At 37.5% G+C, this 25481-nt stretch carries 20 protein-coding genes; 11 read left to right on the top strand and 9 right to left on the bottom strand.

The genetic code is table 11. From position 1 onward, the window contains the following. A complete protein-coding gene (locus B4N43_RS19165) occupies positions 1 to 1347 on the top strand; it encodes a RagB/SusD family nutrient uptake outer membrane protein (RefSeq protein ID WP_286735881.1) in 1347 nt (448 codons plus the stop codon). Positions 1348 to 1419: 72 nt separating this feature from the next. On the opposite strand, the gene B4N43_RS19160 is transcribed toward B4N43_RS19165, so the two are convergent. Next, on the bottom strand, positions 1420 to 1833 hold the full coding sequence (locus tag B4N43_RS19160) for a hypothetical protein (RefSeq protein WP_286735880.1): 414 nt from the start codon (positions 1831 to 1833) through the stop codon (positions 1420 to 1422). 166 nt (positions 1834 to 1999) lie between these two features. After that, a complete protein-coding gene (locus B4N43_RS19155) occupies positions 2000 to 2557 on the bottom strand; it encodes a MauE/DoxX family redox-associated membrane protein (protein ID WP_286735879.1) in 558 nt (185 codons plus the stop codon). A gap of 293 nt (positions 2558 to 2850) precedes the next feature. On the opposite strand from B4N43_RS19155, the gene B4N43_RS19150 reads away from it, so the two are divergent. From B4N43_RS19150 to B4N43_RS19125, 6 genes are all read left to right on the top strand, one after another. Next, complete coding sequence (locus B4N43_RS19150) at positions 2851 to 3417, top strand: sigma-70 family RNA polymerase sigma factor (RefSeq protein WP_286735878.1); 567 nt, start codon at positions 2851 to 2853, stop codon at positions 3415 to 3417. An 11-nt stretch (positions 3418 to 3428) separates the two neighbouring features. After that, on the top strand, positions 3429 to 4682 hold the full coding sequence (locus B4N43_RS19145) for a FecR domain-containing protein (RefSeq protein ID WP_286735877.1): 1254 nt from the start codon (positions 3429 to 3431) through the stop codon (positions 4680 to 4682). A gap of 334 nt (positions 4683 to 5016) precedes the next feature. After that, positions 5017 to 8250: a SusC/RagA family TonB-linked outer membrane protein gene (locus B4N43_RS19140; RefSeq protein WP_286735876.1), complete on the top strand. Its 3234-nt coding sequence runs from the start codon at positions 5017 to 5019 to the stop codon at positions 8248 to 8250. Between the two features lie 14 nt (positions 8251 to 8264). Next, positions 8265 to 9770 (top strand): SusD/RagB family nutrient-binding outer membrane lipoprotein, encoded by a 1506-nt coding sequence (locus B4N43_RS19135; RefSeq protein WP_286735875.1) that lies wholly within the window; start codon positions 8265 to 8267, stop codon positions 9768 to 9770. A 31-nt stretch (positions 9771 to 9801) separates the two neighbouring features. Continuing rightward, positions 9802 to 10491 (top strand): BT_2262 family domain-containing protein, encoded by a 690-nt coding sequence (locus B4N43_RS19130; protein ID WP_286735874.1) that lies wholly within the window; start codon positions 9802 to 9804, stop codon positions 10489 to 10491. 4 nt (positions 10492 to 10495) lie between these two features. Further along, complete coding sequence (locus tag B4N43_RS19125) at positions 10496 to 11002, top strand: lipid-binding protein (RefSeq protein WP_286735873.1); 507 nt, start codon at positions 10496 to 10498, stop codon at positions 11000 to 11002. 80 nt (positions 11003 to 11082) lie between these two features. Here B4N43_RS19125 and B4N43_RS25560 read toward each other — a convergent pair whose 3' ends face one another. Beyond that, on the bottom strand, positions 11083 to 11175 hold the full coding sequence (locus tag B4N43_RS25560; protein WP_376749023.1) for an IS3 family transposase: 93 nt from the start codon (positions 11173 to 11175) through the stop codon (positions 11083 to 11085). Between the two features lie 947 nt (positions 11176 to 12122). Between B4N43_RS25560 and B4N43_RS19120 the strand changes: the two genes are divergently transcribed. The 4 genes from B4N43_RS19120 (at position 12123) to B4N43_RS19105 (ending at position 20495) form a co-directional block, all read left to right on the top strand. After that, positions 12123 to 15074 (top strand): SusC/RagA family TonB-linked outer membrane protein, encoded by a 2952-nt coding sequence (locus B4N43_RS19120; protein ID WP_286735872.1) that lies wholly within the window; start codon positions 12123 to 12125, stop codon positions 15072 to 15074. A gap of 19 nt (positions 15075 to 15093) precedes the next feature. Next, complete coding sequence (locus tag B4N43_RS19115; protein ID WP_286735871.1) at positions 15094 to 16575, top strand: RagB/SusD family nutrient uptake outer membrane protein; 1482 nt, start codon at positions 15094 to 15096, stop codon at positions 16573 to 16575. A gap of 299 nt (positions 16576 to 16874) precedes the next feature. Continuing rightward, the gene (locus tag B4N43_RS19110) at positions 16875 to 18473 is read left to right on the top strand and encodes a hypothetical protein (RefSeq protein ID WP_286735870.1); all 1599 of its coding nucleotides are present in this window, start codon (positions 16875 to 16877) and stop codon (positions 18471 to 18473) included. A gap of 786 nt (positions 18474 to 19259) precedes the next feature. Then, the gene (locus tag B4N43_RS19105) at positions 19260 to 20495 is read left to right on the top strand and encodes a porin (protein WP_075991338.1); all 1236 of its coding nucleotides are present in this window, start codon (positions 19260 to 19262) and stop codon (positions 20493 to 20495) included. 110 nt (positions 20496 to 20605) lie between these two features. Here B4N43_RS19105 and B4N43_RS19100 read toward each other — a convergent pair whose 3' ends face one another. The 6 genes from B4N43_RS19100 to B4N43_RS19075 form a co-directional block, all read right to left on the bottom strand. Then, positions 20606 to 21172, bottom strand: a complete 567-nt coding sequence (locus B4N43_RS19100; protein WP_182982790.1) for a Crp/Fnr family transcriptional regulator — start codon at positions 21170 to 21172, stop codon at positions 20606 to 20608. A 12-nt stretch (positions 21173 to 21184) separates the two neighbouring features. Next, entirely contained in the window at positions 21185 to 22459 is a 1275-nt protein-coding gene (locus tag B4N43_RS19095) for an adenylosuccinate synthase (RefSeq protein WP_286735869.1), read from the bottom strand. Positions 22460 to 22581: 122 nt separating this feature from the next. Continuing rightward, positions 22582 to 23163, bottom strand: coding sequence for an NAD(P)H-dependent oxidoreductase (locus tag B4N43_RS19090; RefSeq protein WP_120335396.1), 582 nt, complete (start codon positions 23161 to 23163; stop codon positions 22582 to 22584). Positions 23164 to 23221: 58 nt separating this feature from the next. Then, complete coding sequence (locus B4N43_RS19085; protein ID WP_286735868.1) at positions 23222 to 23821, bottom strand: Crp/Fnr family transcriptional regulator; 600 nt, start codon at positions 23819 to 23821, stop codon at positions 23222 to 23224. An 80-nt stretch (positions 23822 to 23901) separates the two neighbouring features. Then, the gene (locus B4N43_RS19080) at positions 23902 to 24369 is read right to left on the bottom strand and encodes a cupin domain-containing protein (RefSeq protein WP_286735867.1); all 468 of its coding nucleotides are present in this window, start codon (positions 24367 to 24369) and stop codon (positions 23902 to 23904) included. Beyond that, entirely contained in the window at positions 24366 to 25358 is a 993-nt protein-coding gene (locus tag B4N43_RS19075; protein WP_286735866.1) for a quinone oxidoreductase family protein, read from the bottom strand. The genes B4N43_RS19080 and B4N43_RS19075 overlap by 4 nt, the downstream gene beginning before the upstream one ends. Positions 25359 to 25481 lie beyond the last annotated feature (123 nt).

Raw genomic sequence — 25481 nt, 5'->3', positions numbered from 1 at the left:
ATGAAATTGACGATATATTTTATTTTATGCTTTCTGGTTGCATGTACTTCCTGCAGCCATTACCTTGATCCAAAGAATAGCAATGCCTATCAGGTTCCGGCATCGATACGGGACCTGCAGGAGATACTGGATGATTTTGGCTATATGAATGAGCGGAGAACACCTTCATATGCTGAATCGGCAGCTGATGATTATTTTCTGCTGGACAACAATTATAAGGCTCTTTTACCGGAAATGAAGTTGCTGTACAAATGGGAAGCTTTCGATTATGCATATCCCAATGATTGGTCTTCGGCCTACCTGCCTATATATAATGCCAACTTTTGCCTGGAAATATTGGACAAAATTGAAAGGACCGATGTCAACAACAGTGACTGGAAAAATGTCTACGGCTCGGCCCATTTTTACAGGGCTTACTATTTACTTCAGTTACTATGGACTTACGCTCCAGCGTTTGATCCGGAGGGAAAGAATGGGGAGAAAGGCGTTGTCTTGCGTTTTAAATCTGATTTCAATGTGAAGAGTGAATTTTCTACGGTAGGTGAATGCTATCAGCAAGTAGTGAAAGATGCTCAAACGGCCGCAGAAAATTTAGATGATGCCCCATTGCTGAAATCACGGCCTTCAAAAGCAGGAGCATATGCACTATTAGCCCGGGCTTACCTGTCCATGGGTCTTTACGAACAAGCAGGAAATGCCGCCGATGAATCGTTGAAGCTGTTCAATGAGCTAATGGATTATAATCAGCCTGAAGACGGAGTAAAGATTAGCGCTTCGGTGCCCTTTTCGAAGTTTACGAAGGAAACGATCTTTTATTCTGAGATGGGTCAAAAGTTTCAGAACTATATCCCAACGCGCGCTTTAATCGATTCTAATTTAATGAATAGCTATGAGAGCGCCGACCTGAGACGGATAGCTTTTTTTAGTGCTTCGGGCAAGTATTTTAAATTTAAAGGAACTTATTCCCATTCCATACAGTGGATGTTTTCGGGGTTAACAACGGCAGAGATGCTTCTGATACGCGCGGAAAGCAATGCACGGAAAGGTGCTTTGAAAGCGAGCATGCAGGATGTTAATCTCCTGCTAAAAAATCGGTGGGATCGTACGAAGGTATTTGTGCCAAAAGCAGCACAGTATAGCAACGAAGCTTTGGGGATTGTATTGCTGGAAAGACGAAAAGAACTGTTGATGAGGGGAATTCGTTTATCAGATATTAAACGCTTGAACCTCGAAGGAAAAGCCATTAAAATGGTTCGTATGATAGAAGGAGAGCGGGTGGAGCTTAGTCCGAATTCATCAAAGCTAATTTTAAATACTCCTACAGACTTAGATGCTTTTCTAAGATAAGAACTGAATCAATCCAATGTATCATTGTGCTGAAAGCCCATAGCCGAAATTAGGGGCTATGGGCTTTTCGATTTATGGATCCAAAGGTTTGTTCAATGGATCATTGTACTCCGGTGTGGACGCCGAAGAAGGAGACACACCATAGTTGTTGGTGCTGTGCTGAAATGTCTCGATCGTTACTTTGGAAGGATCGATATTATTTCCACTATTCATCGTGCTGCTAGATGGTACGGCAATTGAACAAGCGACATCCTGGTCTTCCGAATCTGAGCAGCTGGTAGAACTCCTCTGCCAATTTGCAGTATTTTTTACATTTGTATCCGAATAGGGGGCTGGAGAACCAGCTGGCGAAACATACGTAAATATTAAGTCAGTATCTTTATTTTCGTTATTTAGTTTAATTACTTTAAAAGAACTGAATCCAATTATAGCAGCTCCGGCTAACATCACCGTTGCATGCTTTTTGATGAAAGATATTGCTTTCATACCGAGGCCTTTTTTATAAGAGCAAAAAAAGTTTACCTCCACAAAAAACTCAAATTTTTATTGATGACTGATACCTTGCTTTAACGAGGTGTTTCAGTCTGTTTTATACCTCGGGATCGATTTTTACGGGCTGTCCATCACGTATCATAATTTATTTCTATACCGGCTAAGCCGGGAATAGTGCAAATTTTCGCGGAAAGCGTTTTTGAGAAGTGTGATAATGGAAGAGTATGACAATACCTAAATGAATGGGCGGTGTAAAGGTAAAGCCAATTGATAGGTTCCTTTTCTCGTGCCTTTCCATGGGGCTGGTTGGGCCAGTCAAGTACCATCCCAATATGGATAACGTAAAAAGGACCATATTTACCACCAAATGCCATTCCCACGACAAACTTTCAAATACGGATGCGCAGCCACACGGTTTCTGCGGATATAGATTGAGCAGTCCTAATGCAATATAGACACTGAAAGAGGATAATAAAGCTATAGATAGCAGTAGTCCTATTTTTTTATACCGACCGGCTAAAAGGATTCCGGTAGTGAACTCAAAAGTAGGAAGTGCAAGAGAAAGAGGTTTTGCCCAGCTGCTTGGTAACGGTTGCCGGAGAAGAGCATCCTGGAATGCACTGGGTTCTATGAGCTTGTCTATAGCCACATAGATCCAAAAGACCATAAATCCGATTCGGATGCTTTCCATTGCGATATGTGCTGTTCTTGCGTTCATTTTTTTTAGTTGTTACTGTCTTTTCTAATCTATAAAAGAAGCATAAGAGTATTGGGTTGAATTTTTAATTCAACTATTTGTAAATCAGTATATTGTGAATTATTTTTCTTGGTTTGTTATATAGCTTTTATTACCTTTGTCTTATTACTGATTTAAAATCTAATCTTCTAATTCTTCTATATACTACTAGCAATAAAGGCTAGTTCGTACCTGCTAATACGCTGTATTTTTTATAAGTATCTGATTTTTAAGTTTATAATTTTATTGAAAATGATGTTAGAGAGGATAGACGAATGGCAAAAGAAACAAATATGTACGATCGTTACTTTTTTCAATTATTAGACTCACAGCCTAATGCAGCGCTTGAGCAAATTTTTGCGCATTATGGCGGGGGTCTGGAAAAGTATATCCGTCGTTTTATTTATGATGATGACGATCTAGTCAAGGATGTATTAAATGAGACATTAATCGTAATCTGGGAAAAAAGGCAATTGGTCGCGAAGCTGGAAGCACCTGTATATTGGATGCAGCGCGTAGCGAAAAATAAAGCTCTTTATTACATTAGAGATGAGGCAAAATACAATAAGATTTCGCTCGATAACGGTCTGGATATGGCTAGTGGTCAATGCGCAGACGATAGATTCGCCTATAACGAACTTGAGATGCTGATCTTGGAGGCTTGTGAGGAATTACCTCCCCAGGATCGGGAGCTCGTCATTAAATCGAAGTTTGAGGGTAGGAGTAACAAGGAATTAATGGCGACCTATGGAATGGCAGAACAGACGGTGAAAAATAAATTGTCTAGGGCACTGAAGGTGATCCGAAAAAAGTTGAAAGATCTTATGGGCTTATTTGTTTAATACAAGGTGAAATGATTTACAACAGAACATATGTAAAAGAACTGATTAGGAAGCGTATGGACGCGAGTATCAGTTTTACAGAATCCGATCAATTAGAAGCAGCCGAGAAAATTTTTAGTGAAGAGGAATTTGATGAAATGATTGCCGAGGTGATCGAAGAAATGTCTACTAATCGGTCAAACGAACTGTCCATCGAGTGGCGGCCTGATTTTGAAAAGATCCGGGCTGCGGGAGATCGGTTAGCTAGGAAAAAGAAACGGCAATTATGGTGGGGATGTGCTGCAGCAGCAGTTTTATTTCTTTTGCTACCGGCTGTAATTGTCATCTTAAAACACAGGAATTATAGGGCTGAAATCGGTCTGGAATGTGCTAGTATGTCGTCTGGTGTGGAGCTACCATTGTCTGAATCTGCAGGTACAATAATGCTTGCTGATTCATCTATCATTCGATTGGATACGAATGCAACCGGAGTATTGCTTGATTTAAACGGTATTTCGCTCGCCAAGACCGTCGAGGGGGTATTGGAATTTGATAAATCATCCAGCGGGCGGGAGGTAAATACAAAAGATACGGCTATCGTGATCAGAACAGCTGCTCGTCAGCAATGTGTTATAGAATTCTCTTATGGTATGCGGGTCCGGCTAAATGCCCAATCAACTCTTCGTTATCCGTTGACGCAAGGAGATAGTACACATCTGTTTATCGAGGGCGAGGCGCTTATAGATATACCTAGTCAACTATTTGGGAGCGTGATGGTAATACAAACTAGCAATGGAAAAATTTCGAGTGATTACGGAAGATTTGAATTAGCATCTTATGCCCAGTTTACGCGGGCAACGGTATCACATGGAGAGGTGCTTGTCTCTGATCGCAGATCAAACAAAAGACAGGTGCTTCAATGTTTGGATGAAGCTGTGGTTATCAAATCATATTTACCGAAGGGCGAAAAAGTACGACAGGATAGTCTATTTTATTTAACGAATGGGGATTTCGAACAAGCTTCACAATGGGCGAATGCTGTACGTGAATACAAAGATGTCCCACTGACAGAATTTGTCTGGCAGATGAGCCGCTGGCATGGATTTACGGTTAAAAACATGAAATGTATACCGAACAAGTTGATAAGTACGACTGTCTGCTATAGGACCAATCGGGAAAAGGTCTATGCCGTAATACGCGACGCTGGGGTGTTGATGTATGAGAAAAAAGGGATGATAAGTTTTTGCCCTGAAGATCATAAGGAAAGTCGTACGGCGATGAAATAAGAAAGTCAAATTGCTGTTTTATGAAGATAGTTAATTTCTCATGTAAATAGTTTTCGTTTTTAATGTAACAATGTTACTTTAAAGTGGATTCTAATTAAAAATAATTACTTTTTAATCAGTTTGTTATGGTTGTTATTGAATTATTTGTTACTACAAAATTATGTCAGCATTGCAAATTTTGAAAAAAGTTATAATTTTGTTTTAACATTTTTTAACAAGTTGAAACAATTCAATTTAAATGATGTTACTAACTATAACGCGAATATAAATTATCGGAAAGTCCATTGCTAGCCAAAGTATTTATCAAGAATAAACATTTTAATAAACTAAACATATGAAACACAAATTACTCAGTTTTTTCGTGGGTAGTATGATTCTGACTTCTGTGGCATTTGCACAGGAGAGAACGGTCAGTGGTCATGTTACAGGAGTTGATGGCAAACCATTGGCAGGTGTAACAATCATTGTCCAAGGATCAAATACTGCTACCCAAACAGATGCAAATGGTAATTATTCGTTATCAGTACCTAATGGAAAAGTTATTGTATTTCGCTCTGTAGGCTTTGCAGATAAAACGTTAATCGTTAAAGAAGGACAATCGGCTTTTAACGTAACGTTAGATAACGCCGACAATGCCCTTGACGAGGTGGTTGTGACAGCTATGGGGATTACTCGCTCAGAAAAATCATTAGGTTATTCGGCTACAAAAATTGGTGGCGCAGAATTAGCGGCGTCTCGAAATACGAATGTTGCTAATGCATTAGCTGGTAAAGTCGCGGGGGTTCAAGTCAATTCAACCGGTGCATCTCCAGGAGCGGTTTCTTCGGTGGTGATTCGTGGTTTTAGCTCTATCAATGGATCTAACCAAGCGCTTTATGTTGTTGATGGAGTTCCATTGCAAACAAGCAATTTCCAAACTGATGGTACTACAATTGCCGCAGGCGGTATATCCAGCATTTCTTCTGATGATATTGAATCAATGACGGTCCTTAAAGGAGCGGCAGCTACTGCATTATATGGCTCCCGTGCATCCAATGGAGTAGTTGTTATTACAACAAAGTCAGGAAAAAAAGGGAATGGTCGAAATTTTTCCCTATCCTATAACGGTGGTATGCAATTTAGGGAAATGTCCGTTTTTCCAATCATGCAAAATGAATTTGGACAAGGTTGGAATGGTCAACAAACTTATATTGAAAATGGATCTTGGGGACCTCGACTAGATGGTTCACAACAATTGTTCGGACCGGTCTGGGATAATAAACAATTATATCATGAGTATTCCGCACGAAAAAATAATGTTAAGGACTTCTTAGATATTGGCAAGTCATTTAATAATAGTATCGCATTTAACGGTGCATCTGAGGATAATAAACTTACTTATTACCTTTCCTATTCAAATACCAAGGACGATGGAATAATGCCAACAGATGCGGATTCTTACAAACGAAATACATTAGCATACCGAAGCACATATCAAGGTACTGATTGGTTAAAAGTATCTTCCAACCTTAATTTTACAACTAATAAAACGAATGTAGTTGGTACGTATCAAGGAACGTCTGTAATAGACGGGCTATTGGAATTACCAAGAGATATTTCGATTATAGATAAAAAAGATTTATCTAGTCCATTTAATACGCCTGAGGCTTACTTTACTCCTTACGGTATAACAAATCCGTATTGGGCACTGGCAAACAATTACAATCAGTTGAATTCAAAGCAATTTAATGGAAAAATTCAAGCGGATATTAATCCTATAAAGGAGTTGACTTTGACATATCGTTTCGGATTTGATCATTTGAATTATGATCAAAAAATTGGCGTGCCAGAGATAAAGTTAGATGATAAATTAATCACTGATAATAAAGGTTATCCGCCATCCGCAATGAATCAAGCAGGGAATGTCTTTTCGCGTTATGGAAGTTCATACGAACTTAACCATGATTTTTTGGCTACATATGATAATAAATTTGATAAGTTATCGCTTACGGCGCTTTTAGGTATGAATATTAATGAAAGATATTCTACTTATATGCAAGGTCAAACAGATGGGTTATCAGTATATACCGGTTTTTGGGATTTAAGTAATGGTTCTGTAAGATCTGAATTGAGTGAAGTGCAAACAAAACGAAGATTGGTTGGTCTTTTTGGAGATGTAACCTTGGGCTATGATGAAACTGTGTTTTTGAATTTAACTGCCCGTAACGATTGGTCTTCGACGTTACCAATTAATAAAAATAATTATTTCTATCCGGGAGCAACATTGAGCTGGTTATTTACGAATAACTTGCCTAAAAATAATATATTATCATTCGGTAAAGCAAGATTAGCTTACGGGCGCACAGGTAATGATGCTGGAGTTTATCAAACGACGGCGCGCTATATTCAGGGATTTGCCAACGGTTACTACGGATCAGATATTGCCAAATTTCCATTAAATGGCACTAACTCATTCCTTTTAAGTACCCAAAAAGGCAGTGATCAATTGTCTCCAGAAATGACAACGGAGTTCGAAGCCGGTCTTGATTTAAAATTCTTAAACAATCGTATTGGTCTAGATGCTGTATTTTATAATAGAAGAACTACAGATCAAATATTTCCTCTATCAGTAGATCCAGCAAGTGGCTTTGCAACAATGGTCACAAATGTTGGAGAGGTAAGAAATAGAGGTATAGAACTCTTGCTTTCAACAACGCCAATCAAAACCGAAAAATTTAGATGGGATTTAAACTTAAATCTTACAATTAATAGGAATAAAGTTATCTCTTTGGATGAGCGCATCGGAGATAAATTTCAGATCTATAATTTTTCAGCAGGAAATGACAATGTGAGCATGTATGCGGAAGTGGGTAAGCCGTTAGGGACTTTCTACACATATTTACCCACGTATGTTGAAGATGCTAGTAGCCCATATTATGGTAAGTTAATTGTAGATGATGAGTATGGCCAACCTGTATTAACAAAAGATATTATGAGCACGGGATTAAATATTCAGCCAAAGTGGACAGGCGGAGCGACAACTTCTTTTAGTGCATACGGCTTTACATTAGGTGCTACTTTGGATATACGTCAAGGGGGGTATATGTTTTCTCGGACAAAAAATTTGATGCAATTCACGGGGAATGGTATTGAAACCATGTACAATGATCGTAATCCTTTTATCATTCCTAATTCTGCACAACGCGTGCTGGACAAAAACGGAAATTTTGTGAGATATCAAGATAACACGACACCTATTTATCTTTCAAATAGTAGTTACCAAAATTACTTTAACAACTACGGTGCGAAAGAAGGGGGACAATATTATTTATTAGATCGATCGTTTAGAAAAATAAGGAATATTTCTTTATCATATGTATTGCCAAAATCTTGGGTAAGTTCAGCAAAATTAAGTGATGTTGCTTTAACAGCATTTGTAAATAACCCATTCGTATGGACACCAAAGAGCAATAAGTTCATCGATCCTGAAGGATCATCAATAGGTAGCGATCTGTCTGGACAGTTTGGAGAATTGTACATTAATCCGGCAACTCGAATTTACGGATTTAACGTAAGTCTTAAATTTTAATGATTAATATGAATATGAAAAGGATAATATTGCCTTTATTGGCATTAAGCATAGGGGTTACTTCATGTAAGAAGTTTTTGGATATTAATGAAAGTCCAAATTCGCCCACGGAAGAGAATGTTTCCAACACACTAATTGTCCCAGGAATTGAGATGAATCTTGCTGCTAGTTATGGGAATTATTTTAGGATCATTGGCGGATATTATGCCGAGCATTACAGCCAAACATTTGGGACAAGTAATTACGTTGATTATTCCCAATTCATCGCGTCTCAAACGAGGTCCGCTGGTACTTACACTCAGTTAAATACACGGGTATTAAAAAATGCTAATACAGTACTTGAAAAGGCTAAAGCAGATGGTGATTGGAATACCTATTTAATTGCAACTACCCTACGCGTGTTTGCAATCCAAGCCTTAGTAGACGCTTATGGAGAAACTCCATATTCGGAAGCACTTAAGGATGATATCCTATCACCTAAATATGATGATGGAAAAGATATATATGCTGGTATTTTAACTGAGCTAGATGAGGCTTTGTCTAAGGTAGAACTTGATAAACCTGTCATCCCGACTTTCTTATATCCGAAAGTTGGGAATCAAGATCCAGATCCAGCTGATTGGGTTAGATTTGCTAATGCGTTGAAGTTAAAGCTTTTGATGCGCATCAGTAAGGTTCAAGATGTTAAAAATGAGCTTACGGCACTTATAACTGAAAATATGTTTCCATTATCAGACGTCTCTTATGCAAATATGTGGGCTGATGAAACTGGTAAAGCAAATCCCTTTTACCAAGAAGAATTTGCGGCTTACTTCGGATCGAATCAACAAAATGTCATATTAAATTTGGCATTGTCAGGTACAATGGAAGATGTTGAAGATGCTCGATTGTCTAAATTTTTTGTGAAAAATGGCAGTGGACTTTATAATGGAGGTGTTTCTGGTACTAATTTTTCGCTTTCCAATGTATATACTGCAAGTTATTTTAGTAGACCAAATATGAGTTATAATTCACCAGTCTATTTAATTACTAAATCCGAAATAGAGTTTTTCTTAGCAGAATATTACGCGAGATATGGCTCCGCTGGACAAGCAAAAACGCATTATGAAAATGCTATAACGCAATCATTCCTATCTGTAGGCCTTAGTGCTGCAGATGCAGCAGATATTTATGAAGGAGATTATGCCTATGATAATGCAAAATTTGAGAAACTCATCGGGATTCAAAAATGGATTGCGCTCAGTGGGACAAATAACTTTGAGGCTTGGTGTGAATTACGCCGACTAAAGTACCCAGCTTTTGGATCCGTTACAGGGGAAAATATATATAATGAAGAAACAGATGTGTTTAAACCTGAATTATATGTTCCTGGCACTTTATATACCCCAATAAAATATAATACTGAATTGGGTGCGGGAAAGGTTTTGCAACGTTTACGTTATGCTCAAAGTTCGACGAATTCAAACGCTAATGCACCTGCTGTGAAATCAGATTCTGAGCCCGTATTTTGGGCGAAATAAGGTTTAGTAATAAATTTTTAAATAAAAAGTAATGAAAAGATTTATATATAATATTATACCTTTTATGTTGGCCTTGTGCTTATTGCAAGCTTGTAAAAAGGAAACAACAGAAGGTTATACCCATGTGACAAGCTTTCCTTTGTTGAGCATTGAGGGGGCAAGTCGTGTAACTTTACCATTAGGAGGCACATTTAGTGAACCTGGGTATATCGCTACAATTGATGGAAATGATGTCTCAGAAAAGGTGGTGGTTAAATCAACAATTAATCCTAGTAAAATTGGGCCTTACGAGGTTAATTACTCCATTGCAAATGCCGAAGGTTATAAGGCAGAAGTAACTAGAGATGTATATGTTTATGATCCAACATCTAGTGTTATGCCCTCAAAAGGATATATTGTTCAAGCCGGTAGCAATAGAAATGGATCTGTTGCATTTAGTGGTTACACGATTGCTGTTTATCAAACCGCGCCTGGGATTTTTACGATAACAGACTTTTTAGGAGGATATTATGATAAAAGAGCTGGATATGGTATAAAGTACGCTGCACTCGGTAAGTTAAAGTTAAATAGTGACAATACACTAACCCTCATAGAAAGCTTTGTTGCAGGATGGGGGGATAGCTTATCAGCATTGGAAAATGCTAAATTTGATCCAGCTACGAAAACCATCAGTTTTACAGCTGTTTATGCTGGATTTAACTTTAACATAATTTTGAAATAATAGTATGAAAAAGATATTTTATATAATAGGATTTTGTTTTCTCACATTTCAATCATGTAAGAAAGATGAAGTTGAAGGTACAGCCACACAGAAGCTTGCTGGTGAATGGTATGTAACTGCTGATGCATTGAAAGCCGATGGTTCTTTATTTGAAAAAGATGTTTACGGTTTAGGGCATTTTATGTTAGCAACTTATAATACTGAAAGTAATGATGTATCCAAAATTTGGATAGAAGATAGAGGCAATTTTTGGGATTTCAAAGGGATAATAAATGGAGATGTAAATGCTTTAACTTTTTCAGGAGAAGATGTCCAAAACGTAAGCTATGATTCCAAATTTACAGTTACAAACGGTAAAATTTTAAAGGCTGCTGCTACAACGCCTAGTGGCATGAAAGCCGATAGTGTAGTTTTTGAGATTAAATTTGATGATGATGATCCTGTTGGCAATGGTTTCGATCGTTATCGAATTACTGGATATCGCTATACTGGATTGGCAAATGATGATTAAAAATCAATTGCATATAAAAAACAATTAACTGATCATCTTATTGAATAGAGTCCAAAATATTGCACAAATTTATTTACAGATCAATAATAATGAGTCCGGAATTTCTTCGGACTCATTCTATTTAGATTCAATTTTAACCGTTCATTATTGTAATAACGAATATTCTCTTTTATATTTTTTGATCAGTCTAAGGACTTAAATTCTGTCAGATAGAAAAGTACAGGCTTTAATACTCCAGAGAAGTTTTCAATTCTGGCAATAACTAGATAACTACTTTTTCTGAACATATTTGGGGTAATTTCGCGTGCTTTTAGAAATTGCTGATACCCGCATTGGGTACTGCCAGTCATGCTCAGAATGTAAAATTAGTTGTGAAGCTCCCTTTCCTTAAGGTAGTGCTTTTTTGTGCATATGTATTGTGAAAACTGGTCTATCAGCGAGTTTAAACTTGATCATTTCCTGATTGAATAGATCAATAGTTGGATAAAGATATAATTTATCTCCTTTAATGGTTTGATTGAGAGTGAAATACCAAAATTAGATGCTTAAAAAGATAAATATAAAAGCTATTGATAATAATTTAGGTGACATTATTTCCGATCTCAGTGTGACCAGACAAAAATACTATTAGCGTAATGAAGATGAAATATATGAAGCTTCTAAAAGAATTGACTTTTTGAGAGCTTTTTTATTTTTATATATTTTAACGCGTTTTTTTGTTTTTGACATTTTTCTTGATTTTTTAGACATAAAAAGGTATCTCGAAAAAACTTGGGAAAGGTACGCTAATTTTTCTGTTAAATTTACTCTTTTACAAGAAAGCTCGGGGTGTTGTGAAATAATTATATTTTGTTACGTTGTAATTTTGAGAATATAGTGTTTATTATCAATACTTTAAGTTTTTTGGGTTATATAAATGTTACTACAAAGTTATCTGCGCATTGCAAAAGTTAAAAAAAGTTATAAATTTGCATTTAACATTTTTTTAACAGCTAGCATAGCTCAATTGAAAATGCATGACTAACTATTAGCTAAAAGGAATTATTGAAAAGTAAATTGGCTAGCCGATATTTTTATTGCCAGGAATTTTAAATAAACATACTTAATTAAACATAAACATATGAAACACAAACTACTCAGTTTTTTATTGGGGGGTGCTATTCTAACTTCGGTAGCATTCGCTCAAGAAAAGAAAATTACAGGTAAGGTAGTTTCTTCCAACGGAGAAAATGTTGCCGATGCAACAGTAGCCGTGCAAGGGTCGAACGTTGCTACTAAAACTGATTCACAAGGGAACTACACAATAACCGTGCCAGTGGGGGGGAAATTGATTTTTCGTTCGATAGGTTATGATGATAAAGTAATTACCATAGGAAATCAAACCAATTATAGTATCACATTAACTTCGTCGAACGCTAATTTGGAAGAGGTTGTTGTTGTTGGATACGGAACTGGAAGGACAATTGGGTCAACAGTTGGCTCTATGACACGGGTCAGTAGTGAAGAAATAAAAGGAAAACCTACAGCAAACGCACTAGAGGCTTTGTCTGGTAAAGTTCCGGGATTACAGGTGTTTACATCTTCGGGTGAACCTTCTGCTACGCAGTCTATTCGGTTGGATGGAGTAGGTTCATTGGGAGCAAGTTCAACCCCGCTCATGGTATTAGATGGTATCCCCGTCGGAGCTGGCTCAATTGTATCTATGAACCCTGAAGATTTTGAAAGTATAACCGTGTTAAAAGATGCAGCTGCTACATCTATTTATGGATCTCGCGCAGCCAACGGTGTAATTTATTTTACATCGAAAAAGGGAAGAATTGGAGAGCGTGCGACCATTACAGCACGGGCTCAATATGGATGGAATGATCTTGCATCTAGAAAAGCAGCCGACAACTTTATGACTACAGATGAGTTATTAAATTTTTGGTTAGAAACAGGATATAGAACACAGGCACAAATTGATAAAATTAGACAGGATTGGCCTAATGATACTCGCTGGGATGAATATTATTATAAAAAGAATGTGCCATTAAAGCAATATGATCTGAATGTTTCTGGGGGATCTGAAAAAACACAATACTATATCTCAACTGGTTATATGGACCAAACAGGTTTAATGTACCGCTCTGGTTTCGATCGTATTACGCTGAGAAGTAATATAACTTCTAAAGTGAATAAATGGACAACAGTAGGATTGAATTTGGCTGGTGGTTATGATAGAAGAGAAACCAACGGATGGGGATCTAACAGTACAAATGGCGGTTTATCTTTACTTGCTCCGCCTTTTTATACACCAATCGACGAAAATGGGAATGAGTATTATGATCAAACAATTCCTGGACTAGGTAGATATTCACCGAGATATTTAGCAGACAAAAACCCTTCCAAAGGAAAAAATCAGCAATTTAACCCTAATGCCTTTATCCAGGTGCAACCTTTTACGGGGTTGACTTTGCGTTCTCAAGCAGGGATGGATTATTATAACTATAATATTTCAACTCAACGCCTGCCGTCATACCTAGGTAATTTGGGTAAGGGTACTACTGCTGAAGAACATCAACAAGGGGTGTCGAGAACAATTACCAATACGATTGAATATAAATGGAATCTCCAAAATCTGCATAATTTTACTGTATTAGGAGGTCAAGAATTTACAGATTTTAACTATGAATCCTTCAATGCTTCTGGTGGCGGGTTAACTGACGATCGTTTAATATTGTTGTCTGCAACTACTATTGATAAAGCAGTTGGTCAAACTAAATACGCTTACGCCTACAACTCGTATTTTGGTAGAGTTTCCTATAATTTTAATAACCAGTATTTCTTTGATGGTACTGTTCGCCAAGATGAATCATCGCGATTTGGTAAAAATAATAAAAAGGCAACATTTTGGTCTTTAGGTGGAAAATGGGATGCAAAAAAAGAAGCTTTTTTAAAAGATATAAATTGGCTTAATACACTGCAAGTACGCGCAAGTACAGGTACTCAAGGTAATTCGGATATAGGAAATTATGAATCTTTATCCATCGTCGGTACAAATATTTATGATGGTGCGACTGGATGGTCAGTTTCTAGTCCGGGGAACCCGAATTTATCTTGGGAAAAACAGACAAAAACCACAGTTGGTGTATCTACTAGATTGTTTGACCGTATTAACTTAGATGTTGAATATTTTCATCGGGTTACTAAAAACATGTTAATGGATGTTCCTTATGCTTACACGAGCGGTTTCAGTGAAATTACTTCAAATGTAGGTGGCCTTGTCAACAATGGTTTTAACGTTGACTTTAGTATTGATGTACTCAGAGGAAGAGACTTCTACTTCACACCATATGCTAAATTTGGCGTGGTAAATCAAAAAGTGACTGAATTATTCCAAAATAAGAATTGGTGGGTGGTTCCTAATACGGGAGTAAGCTATGTGGTTGGGCGTCCAGTAGAGTTTTTCTATCCTATCCAAGCCGGTGTTAATCCTGATAATGGTTTAATGCAGTGGTATGTTCCTGGGGATGATATTTCACAAACAAATAAGGATCCTAATAACGTGACATCTGTATTTAGTGCTACAGCATTGCAGCAAAGTACTGGAATCAAACGTTATCCTCCTTTCAATGGCGGATTTGGTTTTGCGTCTGGGTATAAAGGTTTCTTTTTGAATGTTGACTTTACGTTTTCTAACGGAAAATATTTAATAAATAATGACAGGTATTTCTTTGCCAATTCGTATAATTTTGCGGGATATAATCAACTGAAGGAAGTCACTGATTATTGGAAACAACCAGGAGATGTTACAAAATATCCTAAATATGGACAGGTAAACCAATTTGATTCTGGATTATTAGAAAATGCCTCTTTCCTCAGACTTAAAGGGTTAAGTTTTGGATATAACTTACCTAAGTCATTTTTAGCTGGTCAAAAATTCTTTACTGGTGCTAAGATTTACTACACAGGAAGGAATCTGTTTACAGCAACGAAATATTTGGGCCCTGATCCAGAGGTAGACTCGAATTTAACTTATGGACGTAATCCGAATACGAAACAATCTGTGATCGGATTAGAATTATTATTTTAATCATATTTAAAGAATAACAATGAATAAACTAAAATATATACTAGGAGCTCTTTTTATCGGTACATTGATTCAATCGTGTAATATAGATAAATATCCAGAAGATAGCATTGAACTTTCCCAATCGTTCAAAACAGTTAGCGATGCAAAATATTGGGATAATGGATTTTACTCATATTTTAGGGGCAGAGTATATGGAATCTATACCTATGTCACCGATATCCAGGCAGATCAGCTTAATGCTACCGTAGACTATGGAAATAGACTGGGATCTGAACATCGTTGGACTGACTTTTTATCAGGCAATTATGAATTGAGAGATATCTATAGTGGGTATTATTCAGGCATTAATAACATTAATACAGCGTTAGAAGGATTTGCAACAATCCCACTAAATAGTGATGCTGAAAAAAGTCAAATGAGTCAGTATATTGGTGATGCACATTTTGCTCGAGCATATTATTACTTTAATTTAGCGCTTCGTTTTGGAAAGGCCTATAATTCGACTACAGCTTCTTCTGACCTAGCGGTTCCCTTAGTGTTAACACCAGATCTAGAAGGTAAACCTGCTCGTGCTACAATGGAAGCTGTTTACAAACAAATTTTGGCAGACTTATCTGTTGCTAAGACTAATCTTGCCTCTATTCCTGGGAAAGTTGCTTCTACACGATTTACTATCGATGCGGTAACTGCATTGGAGACACGTGTCAAATTCTATATGGGGGATTGGGCTGGAGCGAGAAGCGGAGCAGAGAGTTTAATTAACGGTGGCTTATATCCATTGGTTAAAACTCAAGACGATCTTAAAAAGCTTTGGTTTGAAGATAGTGGTGCTGAAGTGATCTATCAACCTAAAGTAAGCAGACCTGATGAGTTGCCTAATACAATATCTCCTACTTATGGTTATAGCACTGCTAATAGTGATTATAGACCTGATTTTTTGCCGTCAAAGTGGGTTGTTGATAAGTTCTCAGATAACGATTTTAGAAAATCTATTTATTTTCTCGAAGCTAAAGTGACAATGATGGGCAAGAGTATGAATGGTATTGTTGTGAATAAATTTGCCGGGTCTACTGCAACAGGATTAAACATTAATAAAGGAACAAACTATGTAGCCCCTAAAGTCTTCAGAATTGCAGAGTATTATTTAATTGCTGCTGAATCAGCCTATAAATCAGGGAATGAAGCTTTAGCTCTGAAATATTTGAATCTGCTCCGTGTTTCAAGAGGATTAAGTGCCGTTGCTACGTCGGGAAATGTACTTTTCAATGATATCAAAGACGAACGTTTTAGGGAATTAGCTTTTGAAGGATTTAGATTAGATGACTTAAAACGTTGGGGAGAAGGATTCCAAAGAAGAGATCCTCAATCTTTTGATCTAGTGAGAGACGGAAGTGAGTTTTCAAGCAAAAAAGTTGATGCAAATGATCCTAAATTTATTTGGGGATTGCCGGAAAATGATGTGACAATTAACCCTAATTTAATTCAAAATAATGGTTGGTAAGATCAAATAGCAAGTAAAATTTTTTTTATGGGCCTCAGACTTGAGGCCCTATCGTTTGTCGGAAAGGACTAGTTATATATTATTCAAGAAATAATAATTTTCCTTTTTGGAGAAGTTCCTAGATTATGCTGAACAACTTCCTGATTTTGAGAGATCTTCTATTACAAGAAACTGTTTTAAATGGAAATTATAAAAGGTTTAATATTATTTTTAATTTATTTGTGCAAAAGCTATTTCTCCGTTAAGCTTAAAGTATATTTACTATCATTAAATCGATTACAATTACAATTACAATTATTATGAAAAGCAAGAGTTCTCTACCTCTTTTAATTTCCGTATTGTGTCTTTCAAGTTGCCAGAAAGACAATGTTTTAGTTCAGTCAGATGATATTAAATTATCAAAAAAGGCAACAGTAAATGGTACTGGAAATGTTTATACACCTTTTTTCGACTGGGAGGTGAATACCAATATAACCTTGCCTGGTGGGAGCACTAGAATCTTACCTTGGTATAGTAGTGCCATTACCGCAATACCCAATTATATTTTGAATGACTATAAAAAAGCTGATGGTTGGGAACTTGTTTATAACCTATGTCAAACGCCCGGGCAAGTGGGGCAGAATTATTTTATCCTATATAATAAGTTTACAGGTGTTTTGCGAACATTTTATTTTTTAAATGATAATGTTACGTCGGGCTCAAATGGAATGTGGGGGATATCTTTAACGGGAAATAATGCATTGTTAAATAACGCAGGATATTTTGCTTCCCCAATGGATGCAAAAGTTACTAATCCGACCTTTATTTCGTCTAATATTACTAATGAGAGTATTGCTAAGACTATAAATCGTGGGTGGAATGCTTTCGACACGGAGTTTACTTATGACAGTGGAGTAACCCAACCAGTTTATTTCTATATATCTACATATAATAAAAATATTCAGGATGTAGCGTTAACTGGAGATTTAGATTTAAATTCGAATGGATCTATAGTCACATCCTCCTCAAAAAATTCATGGGCCGATGCACGCAGTTCCGCTGCTAAATCAGCTGGATCTGAAGCTAAAAAGTATGTCAACGATAAGCTTTCAGCATCTACATCTTCGGTAATAAAACTCGCAGCTTCTGCGATAAGTAGCGTTGTTTCTGGAGGAGTTAGCGAGTTGGTAACTGCTGGAATTAACTTATTATTCGGATCTTTCATAGGTAAAAAGTCAGTTGATACTTCAACAACACAAAAACTTGAATTTAAGACCCAAGGAACAGTAACACTAAATGGTACGATTACCGGGAGCGAGGCAACTAATGTTTCTCCGGTAGCAAATTTGTTGTTGCCGGGAACTGATTATACGACAATCAATAATACTCTCTATCCATATTTTAACAAACGTTTTGGAGTTTGGAATTTAAAGAAAACACCAAAAGTTTTAATGCCTAAGACAGCCCAGTTTTTAGAAGGTACAACAGATCAATATATTCGATCAGTTGATATTGATCCATCATCAATCCAGGTCGAGATAAATCCTGATTTATTATCTGAAATAACTAATTATACGGTTTCCACAGATTTATTTTATTATGAAAAATTTAATAATAGTCTACAATGGAATGGGCCGTCATCTATAGGTGTGATTCATAATTATAACCAGAATCTAGCCTATGATGATGGTAAAAATGTCATTCTTAAAAATGCTTATGCTCAGGTTTTTTCAGGTCCGACGCCGCCGGCACAGACTGATCCAACTCAGGATTATGAAACTCCTTTAATGAATACAAACTTTACATCAAATAAGTTTGTCGTGAAAGTAACAGTCACACTATATCCGAAGAATGGTTATAATCAAGATCCTATCGTTATAACAAGATCTTATTTGCCGACTTACGAGCTTTATGATTAGGTAATAATTATCTTTAAATAAGAGCTATATCTATTTTAGATATGGCTCTTTTTGTTCTGGGGAGCTTATATCTACTAACATAGCAAACATCTATGATGTTTAAGTTTCGGTTATGACTAATGGGCCAAAAAATCTTCTAGATATATGGGAAACTATATTAGCTGTAATATAGTTGATAATATTGTGCCGAAGTCGTTATAAATGGGGGAGTTCCTACAAGGCGAATCTTAAACTGGCTAACATTACTTATTGTTTTTGGAAAAGTAAGTGTTTAAAACGACAAATATCGCAGGTATTAATGAAGGGTTTAATTCTTGAAAGGATTAAACATGAAAACTGGATTTTAAGAATTAATCGGCAAAAATAAGAATTCATTCGATTGCAGGTGAATTTGACATCCTAAAATACTATTATATGCGGTTATTTGAACGTGGGAATTATTTCCAGATTGTTTATAGCATCTCTTATGGATAGAAATTTTAAAAGAAATCAATATTAAAGATATATAATATACAGCCATGTTACATATAATTTTTTTTAATGGACTAAATGGAAATAAATGTTATTATCAGAGAGTGGCTTTTTAACATGTTTTTTACATCGCTATGTATTACCAAATCGTTAATTTTATGTATATAAATTAATAGACTAACAATTTATTAATATTAACTTAATATTGAGAATCTATTTTTACGCCGTTGAAAGATGATGGAATAGAAGATGGAAAAATGATTCTACTCGTATCATATCATCACAAGCGAAAAAGATAATTTATTTAAAATTCTCATGAAAAAAGCACTTTTACTCTTAGCCCTGATAGGTCCTGTCGTAGCGCTTGCGCAAAATAATAATGCGCCCTCCAGCTATGATCCACATGATATCAAGATTACGGGGTACCTTCAGACACAGTTTCAGAAAGCGCAATCTCCCGGAATTACTTCCTTTTCGGGTGGTGATTTTTCAAAGAATTCGGATAACAGATTTATGATCCGCAGAGGGCGTCTTAAAATTGACCGCGTGGATACGTACTCCAGTATTGTCTTTCAATTGGACGCTACTCAAGACGGTGTACAACTGATGGACGCTTTTATTCAATTGCGTCACCCAAGCCAAAAAGGCCTAAGTTTAACGGCGGGTCTTTTCAATAGACCTTTTGGATACTCTATTGTCTACTCATCCGGCTATCGTGATTTTCCGGAACGGGCACGTGTATTCCAGACTCTGATGCCGAGGGAGCGTGATCTTGGAGGGATGGTAAGCTATCACCCTGGCGGTAAAGCTAAATTCTTAAACTTAGATTTAGCCTTGGTTAATGGTAGTGGCCATTCGGCTAAAGATTATGATTCCAAAAAAGATCTGATCGGTAATCTTGCTTTTAAATTTGATAGCCTAGCGGATAAAAAACTTCATTTGGGATTTGGTGGCTCATTCTATAAAGGTTCGGTTCGTAATGATACGAAAACTTATTATACGCCCAATAGCAATGGTTATACAGCACATACCAGCGACGAGAATGAAGGCCGGGCGATCGGTCGGAATTATTATGGCGCCAATTTACAGTTGGAATTTGATAGTAGCTTGGGAAAGTCCAGCTTTAAAACAGAATATGTTGCTGGTGATCAGCCAGGGGTAGCGGGTGGTGCCGATATCAAAGGGCCTTACGCAAGCAGAAGTTTTACGACCCAACCGACAACAGACCTTTATCAACGAAAATTTAACGGATATTATCTTTGGTTTACGCAAGAGATTGCTAAGACCGGTATAACTGCGCTGTTAGCGTATGACGTCTATGATCCAAATACTAAAGCAAGTGGCATGACAATCGGCATGCCCGATAATTTTACAGCCGACGGAGATGTTAAGTTTAGTACGCTGGGCTATGGTCTTGCATATCAGATTAACAATAGGATAAAATTGACCGTATATAATGAGCATGTAACAAACGAAACCACAAGTTTACCAAACTTTTCGGCTGATCTGAAAGATAATGTCTTCACTACAAGGCTGCTTTATCGTTGGTAAAACGGCTCAGGCTACAATTTTATCGCAATGATCGAAGTTGATCGAAAGGATTCGTATTCGTGTGACTAATGCATTAGGGGGTGCGATTTGATTTAGATGCTGCGAGGGGACTAGATATTTTTCCGAATCCGGCTCAGGGATGATGCGGTAATCCCTAAATAGGATGCTAACATGGCTAATGGAACACGATTTGCCAAACCAGGGTAAAGCTTCAAGAATAGTAGATAGCGTTCTTTGGCATCGAGATTCATCATGGTATTTGCCGTTTTTAGCTTACTTTCCACTACAAAACCATAAAGTTTGGCCATTAACAATGGCCAAACTTTAATTTCCTTTTCAAGGAGCGTAAAATTGTCAAAATCAAGGCTCCAGATCTCGGTATCTGTGAGGGATTCTATATAGTCATTGGAAGGTGTTCGATCCAAGAAGCTCTGAAGATCCCCAATAAAACGACCTTCATAGATAAAATAACGCGTAAAATCGTCACCTTTACTATTGTAATAGAGCGAACGGAATACCCCCGATTCCACAAAAGCAATGCTATTGTTTACTTTACCGCAAGCGACAAAATAGCTTGACTTTGGAATACTTTTTTTTTCGAATGCCTGTCGAATTAAGTTCTCTTCTCGCAAATCGAGCTGTCCAAATTTTCGGATGTATTCCAGTAATTGCTCCATGTTACCTTTATATTACTTTGCTAAGTTAATCAATTCTTCACGTTGAGGTCCTGTTGAAAGATACTTTATGGGAACTTGTAACTCTTCTTCTAAAAATGAGATAAATGCACCCAAGGTTTCTGGAAGTAAGTTTGCCTGCTTGATATTAGAGAAATCGGTATTCCAACCTTTTAAAGATTTCCAGATCGGTTTAATTTCTTGTTCAGCGGATTGGGGAAATGCTAAGGAAATTTTTTGTTCATCTATTTCATAATGTGTACAGACGGGAATCTCAGCCATTTCGTTTAAGATGTCGGCTTTCGTAAGAACAAGCTGAGTGACTCCATTTAACATGATGGCATATTTTAATGCTGGAAGATCCAGCCAGCCGACACGACGGGGACGCTTGGTATTGGAACCGAATTCAGCTCCTTTTTCCCGTAAATCATTGGCAGCTTGTCCTGTGATCTCGGTTGGGAAAATGCCATTACCCACACGGGTGCAATAGGCTTTTGTAACGCCATAAATTTTGTCCACCAGTTTAGGCGACACGCCCAAGCTTACACAGGCTGCGGAGGCAATCGTATTTGATGAGGTCACATAGGGATAACTTCCATGGTCGATGTCAAGTAGGGTTGCCTGCGCACCTTCCGCCAATACCTTCTTGCCATCTTGGATAGCCTTGTTAAGAAAGATTTCAGTATCTATAATTGATACTTGCTTTAACGAAGTGCATCCTTGAATAAAATCGTGATAGAGCTCTTCGAATGCAGGCATTTCTTGCCCGAGAAGCTGTAGTTCATTGTATTGACGATTTAAAATTTGATATACGTCCGTATTAAAACTATCCGAGTGAATATCACCAACACGAAGGTTCTGTCTTAGTATTTTATTGGAATAGCTTGGCGCAATTCCATTTTTGGTCGTTCCTATCGTGCGATACAATGGAGACTGTTCCATATAGATATCCCAATAGCGATGGGTAGGTAAAACGAGATGCGCTTTTTGGGATATCAAAATCCTATTGAAGAGATCTTGATCTGGCATAATGTGCGCTAGTTCTTCAATTTCCGCTTTGAATGCTAATGGGTCAACCACCACACCGGTGCCAATAATGTTTTTGACATGCGACGAAAAAATTCCCGATGGGAGTAGTTTAAGCGTAATTTTGTTACCTTGATAATAAATACTATGTCCGGCATTCGCACCTCCATTAAATCGAGCGATAATGTCATAGTCGCTTCCGATCAGATCAATGAATTTTCCTTTACCTTCGTCTCCCCATTGGAGCCCAATTAGAATGTCCATATTGCGTTTGTCTTGAATTTATGGTCAAAGCTAGGGCTTGCAAAGCGGAGGACAATTGCCATTTGGCAAAAAGTGCTCCTCATTATCATTTGACAAGCAGTCTTAATGCGTTTAGATTGCGCTTAAGCTTGTTTGTGTCCCAACTGTTGTACTTTTTGTAGCCATTTATTCCGTTTAATAGGATCGGAAGTTTTGATAATTCCGATATAGGTGACTTTAACGGGCGATATTCCACAAAATTGAAGGGTAGATCTTTTTAGTTGATTAACACTTGGTCTGCCGTAAACTAATGCATAATACCAACTTGGTTGATCGAGTGTTGTAATAATCCGGGCAGATTTTCCTTTTAGCAATTTGTCCCAAAAAAGAGAATTTTCGCGGTATTGAAAGGCCCGTCCAGGTAAAAATAATCTATCGATAAAGCCCTTCATCAAGGCAGGAAGACCGCCCCACCAAACGGGATGTATCCAGACCAAATGATCGGCCCATAAGATGTCCTCCCAGGCAAGAAGTAGGTCCTGCTCAAGTTCTGTCCGTTTACGATAACCAAATTCAAGGTTTGGATTGAAGTCCAGGTCAATAATATGGATTGTTCGTACTGTAGCTCCGGACGCTACCGCAGCTTCTTGATAAGCATTTGCAATGCCAAAATTGAAGGATTCCCGATTCGGGTGACCATTGATAATCAGTATTTTTTTCTGCATGATGTCGTATTACATCACAAAAGTAGCGATAGAACCACCGTCTTTATAGGACAAATGTCTAAAAAGAAATTTCGCTGCGAATACGACTTAAATGACGTTGTGTAATGCCCAAATAGGATGCAAGATATTGTAAAGGAAGTTGTTGGATAAACTCAGGATGATCTTTGAGTAAATTGGCATAACGTTGTGATGCGGTTTCTTTTTGCAATTGAAAGACGCGCTTTTCAAGCTCAAGATATTGTTCCTCGGCAATCATTTTAAGGTACTTTGTCCATTTTAGGCTATTTATAGCGAGTGTATCAATGGTGTTTTTTTTGATCGTCCATAGTTCGGCAGGGGTGATGGCCTGCATGGTCTCCGTACTCGGCCCGCCTGTAATAAAGGAGGAGTAGGCCGCTATCCAAGTATTGGGAAAGCGGAAACAATAGGTAATATCTTCCTTGTTTGCACTGCTATAATAAGAACGGAAGATCCCTGATTGTATAAAAGCAACCTCATGACAAGGTTGATTCTCTTTAACAAAAAAGTCGTTTTTGTTCAGCTTTCTGTATTCAAAAAGCTGAACAATTTGATTGATCTCTTCTTCCTCGAACAGATGCAAAGACCGAAAATATGCTGCTATCATGAAGTCCAAACTTAGAAAAATTGCGGTGTTCATGCAAAATAAATTCGATGTGATTCAATCGACGCTATGTTTAGTTTGCCGATTGAGCAATAGGTAGATTTTTAATTCGCGTTTTAATTCGCATCGATTAGAATTGCCAATTGCAGGCACATTTGATCGGAACGATTGCTCCATGCATGATTCGTGCCACGCTGGATGACAATATCGCCGGCCTGTAAAAGCGTTTCTTCTGTGTCTGTAATCAAGTAAATCTCCCCTGAAAGAATAACGATGTAATCTAAACTTGCTGTCTGATGCATGAGGGGATGAGGGATGCCAATCGCTGTTTCTATACCAAGGTCCCGATCAGGTGGGATCTGTACATAGCGGAAGTACGTGCCATTTTTGATGACTTGGGGTATAGCAGTGTTTTCTATGGGATGCTCTTTCTCAAACTTGGCCGGCATTTGACTGGTTTGCCAGATATCGGAAATAACGAGATTGGGATAGTGCTCCGATACATTATCGACCAATGCATCCGCTTCGATAAAGGATTTGCCGGCACGTATGCCTGTCACGATTCGTCTAGGTATAGTTCTCATTGATTTTGTATAATTAATTTATTGCCTTGAGTCTGGTTGTTTTTCAACATTAGATGCCCTTTTTCTATTGTTTCGGGGCTCAGTTTACCAATAAGATAAATAGGGGCGGATTGAATAATTTCTTGCTCAATATTGTGTCTGATCCGATCCAGCCCATTTTTGAAATAGGTATAATTTAGTTTTTGCGCGTGGATAAAGTTGGATATATTGATGATCTGTGCGGCCGAACTAAATAGTTGGCCTCTTGCTGTCGCGGTCGTAAAATGTGTGATGTCGATATAAGTTCCATAGGGTTTTAGTACTGCGGCGGCAACTTCCGAGAGATGCTGACCCACCGCATCGATAGCGACATCAATACCCTGCTGATTACTTCTACGCTTGATTATTTCCGTTAAATTCTCTTTTCGATAATTGATGATGCTGTCTTTTTGCAGTCCTAGTTGGTGTAATTTTTCAATACTGCTTATACTTCCTGCAGTTGCCACGATATTTTTAATGCCGTTAGCCAGGAGTAATTTTAATACAAAAAGACCCACGCCTCCAGACGCGCCGGTTAGGAAAATATGGTCTTGCGGATTAATTGTTGCTCTGTCGAAAACCTGTAATGCGGTGATGCCAGCGGTAGGAAGTGCTGCTGCTTGCTCAAAAGAAATATTTTTTGGCTTAGGGGCAACGAGGCCGGCTGGTAAATGAATGTATGCTGCATAGGTCCCGTTGCTGCCCATGCTACCACAGGCAAAAAACACTTCATCTCCAATTGCATATTCACTTACTTCTGAACCTTTATCTGTAATAATTCCTGCCCCTTCTCTACCAAGTATGGGGGAATATAAATAACGTCGTTCAAATTCATTTTCACGCATTTGGTAGTCTATGGGATTGATTGCGGAAGCTATTATTTTAATTTTCACCTCGTTGGGCTTCAATGGAGGAAGGTCAACGTTGGCATTTATCAAATGATTGTCTTGATCTAATATAACGGCGTTCATAACTCTATCTATTTTAAGGGATGAAAAATCAAATTGAAAATAATTTACACTGCATCCATAGATTTTACATCTTATATAGTTGTTATGACAAATCTACCTTTCCTTTGCTATATATTTGTTGGT

This window comes from Sphingobacterium sp. UBA1897 (genome assembly GCF_002337775.1).
Taxonomy (GTDB): Bacteria; Bacteroidota; Bacteroidia; order Sphingobacteriales; family Sphingobacteriaceae; genus Sphingobacterium; species Sphingobacterium siyangense.
Note: the sequence above shows the minus strand (reverse complement) of the source record. Positions and strands in the feature narration are given on the sequence as shown.

Excerpts from the sequence above, each read along its gene's own strand:
- B4N43_RS19165 (WP_286735881.1), top strand. The coding sequence starts at position 1 with ATGAAATTGACGATATATTTTATTTTATGCTTTCTGGTTGCATGTACT.
- B4N43_RS19160 (WP_286735880.1), bottom strand. The coding sequence starts at position 1,833 with ATGAAAGCAATATCTTTCATCAAAAAGCATGCAACGGTGATGTTAGCC.
- B4N43_RS19155 (WP_286735879.1), bottom strand. The coding sequence starts at position 2,557 with ATGAACGCAAGAACAGCACATATCGCAATGGAAAGCATCCGAATCGGA.
- B4N43_RS19150 (WP_286735878.1), top strand. The coding sequence starts at position 2,851 with ATGGCAAAAGAAACAAATATGTACGATCGTTACTTTTTTCAATTATTA.
- B4N43_RS19145 (WP_286735877.1), top strand. The coding sequence starts at position 3,429 with ATGATTTACAACAGAACATATGTAAAAGAACTGATTAGGAAGCGTATG.
- B4N43_RS19140 (WP_286735876.1), top strand. The coding sequence starts at position 5,017 with ATGAAACACAAATTACTCAGTTTTTTCGTGGGTAGTATGATTCTGACT.
- B4N43_RS19135 (WP_286735875.1), top strand. The coding sequence starts at position 8,265 with ATGAAAAGGATAATATTGCCTTTATTGGCATTAAGCATAGGGGTTACT.
- B4N43_RS19130 (WP_286735874.1), top strand. The coding sequence starts at position 9,802 with ATGAAAAGATTTATATATAATATTATACCTTTTATGTTGGCCTTGTGC.
- B4N43_RS19125 (WP_286735873.1), top strand. The coding sequence starts at position 10,496 with ATGAAAAAGATATTTTATATAATAGGATTTTGTTTTCTCACATTTCAA.
- B4N43_RS19120 (WP_286735872.1), top strand. The coding sequence starts at position 12,123 with ATGAAACACAAACTACTCAGTTTTTTATTGGGGGGTGCTATTCTAACT.
- B4N43_RS19115 (WP_286735871.1), top strand. The coding sequence starts at position 15,094 with ATGAATAAACTAAAATATATACTAGGAGCTCTTTTTATCGGTACATTG.
- B4N43_RS19110 (WP_286735870.1), top strand. The coding sequence starts at position 16,875 with ATGAAAAGCAAGAGTTCTCTACCTCTTTTAATTTCCGTATTGTGTCTT.
- B4N43_RS19105 (WP_075991338.1), top strand. The coding sequence starts at position 19,260 with ATGAAAAAAGCACTTTTACTCTTAGCCCTGATAGGTCCTGTCGTAGCG.
- B4N43_RS19100 (WP_182982790.1), bottom strand. The coding sequence starts at position 21,172 with ATGGAGCAATTACTGGAATACATCCGAAAATTTGGACAGCTCGATTTG.
- B4N43_RS19095 (WP_286735869.1), bottom strand. The coding sequence starts at position 22,459 with ATGGACATTCTAATTGGGCTCCAATGGGGAGACGAAGGTAAAGGAAAA.
- B4N43_RS19090 (WP_120335396.1), bottom strand. The coding sequence starts at position 23,163 with ATGCAGAAAAAAATACTGATTATCAATGGTCACCCGAATCGGGAATCC.
- B4N43_RS19085 (WP_286735868.1), bottom strand. The coding sequence starts at position 23,821 with ATGAACACCGCAATTTTTCTAAGTTTGGACTTCATGATAGCAGCATAT.
- B4N43_RS19080 (WP_286735867.1), bottom strand. The coding sequence starts at position 24,369 with ATGAGAACTATACCTAGACGAATCGTGACAGGCATACGTGCCGGCAAA.
- B4N43_RS19075 (WP_286735866.1), bottom strand. The coding sequence starts at position 25,358 with ATGAACGCCGTTATATTAGATCAAGACAATCATTTGATAAATGCCAAC.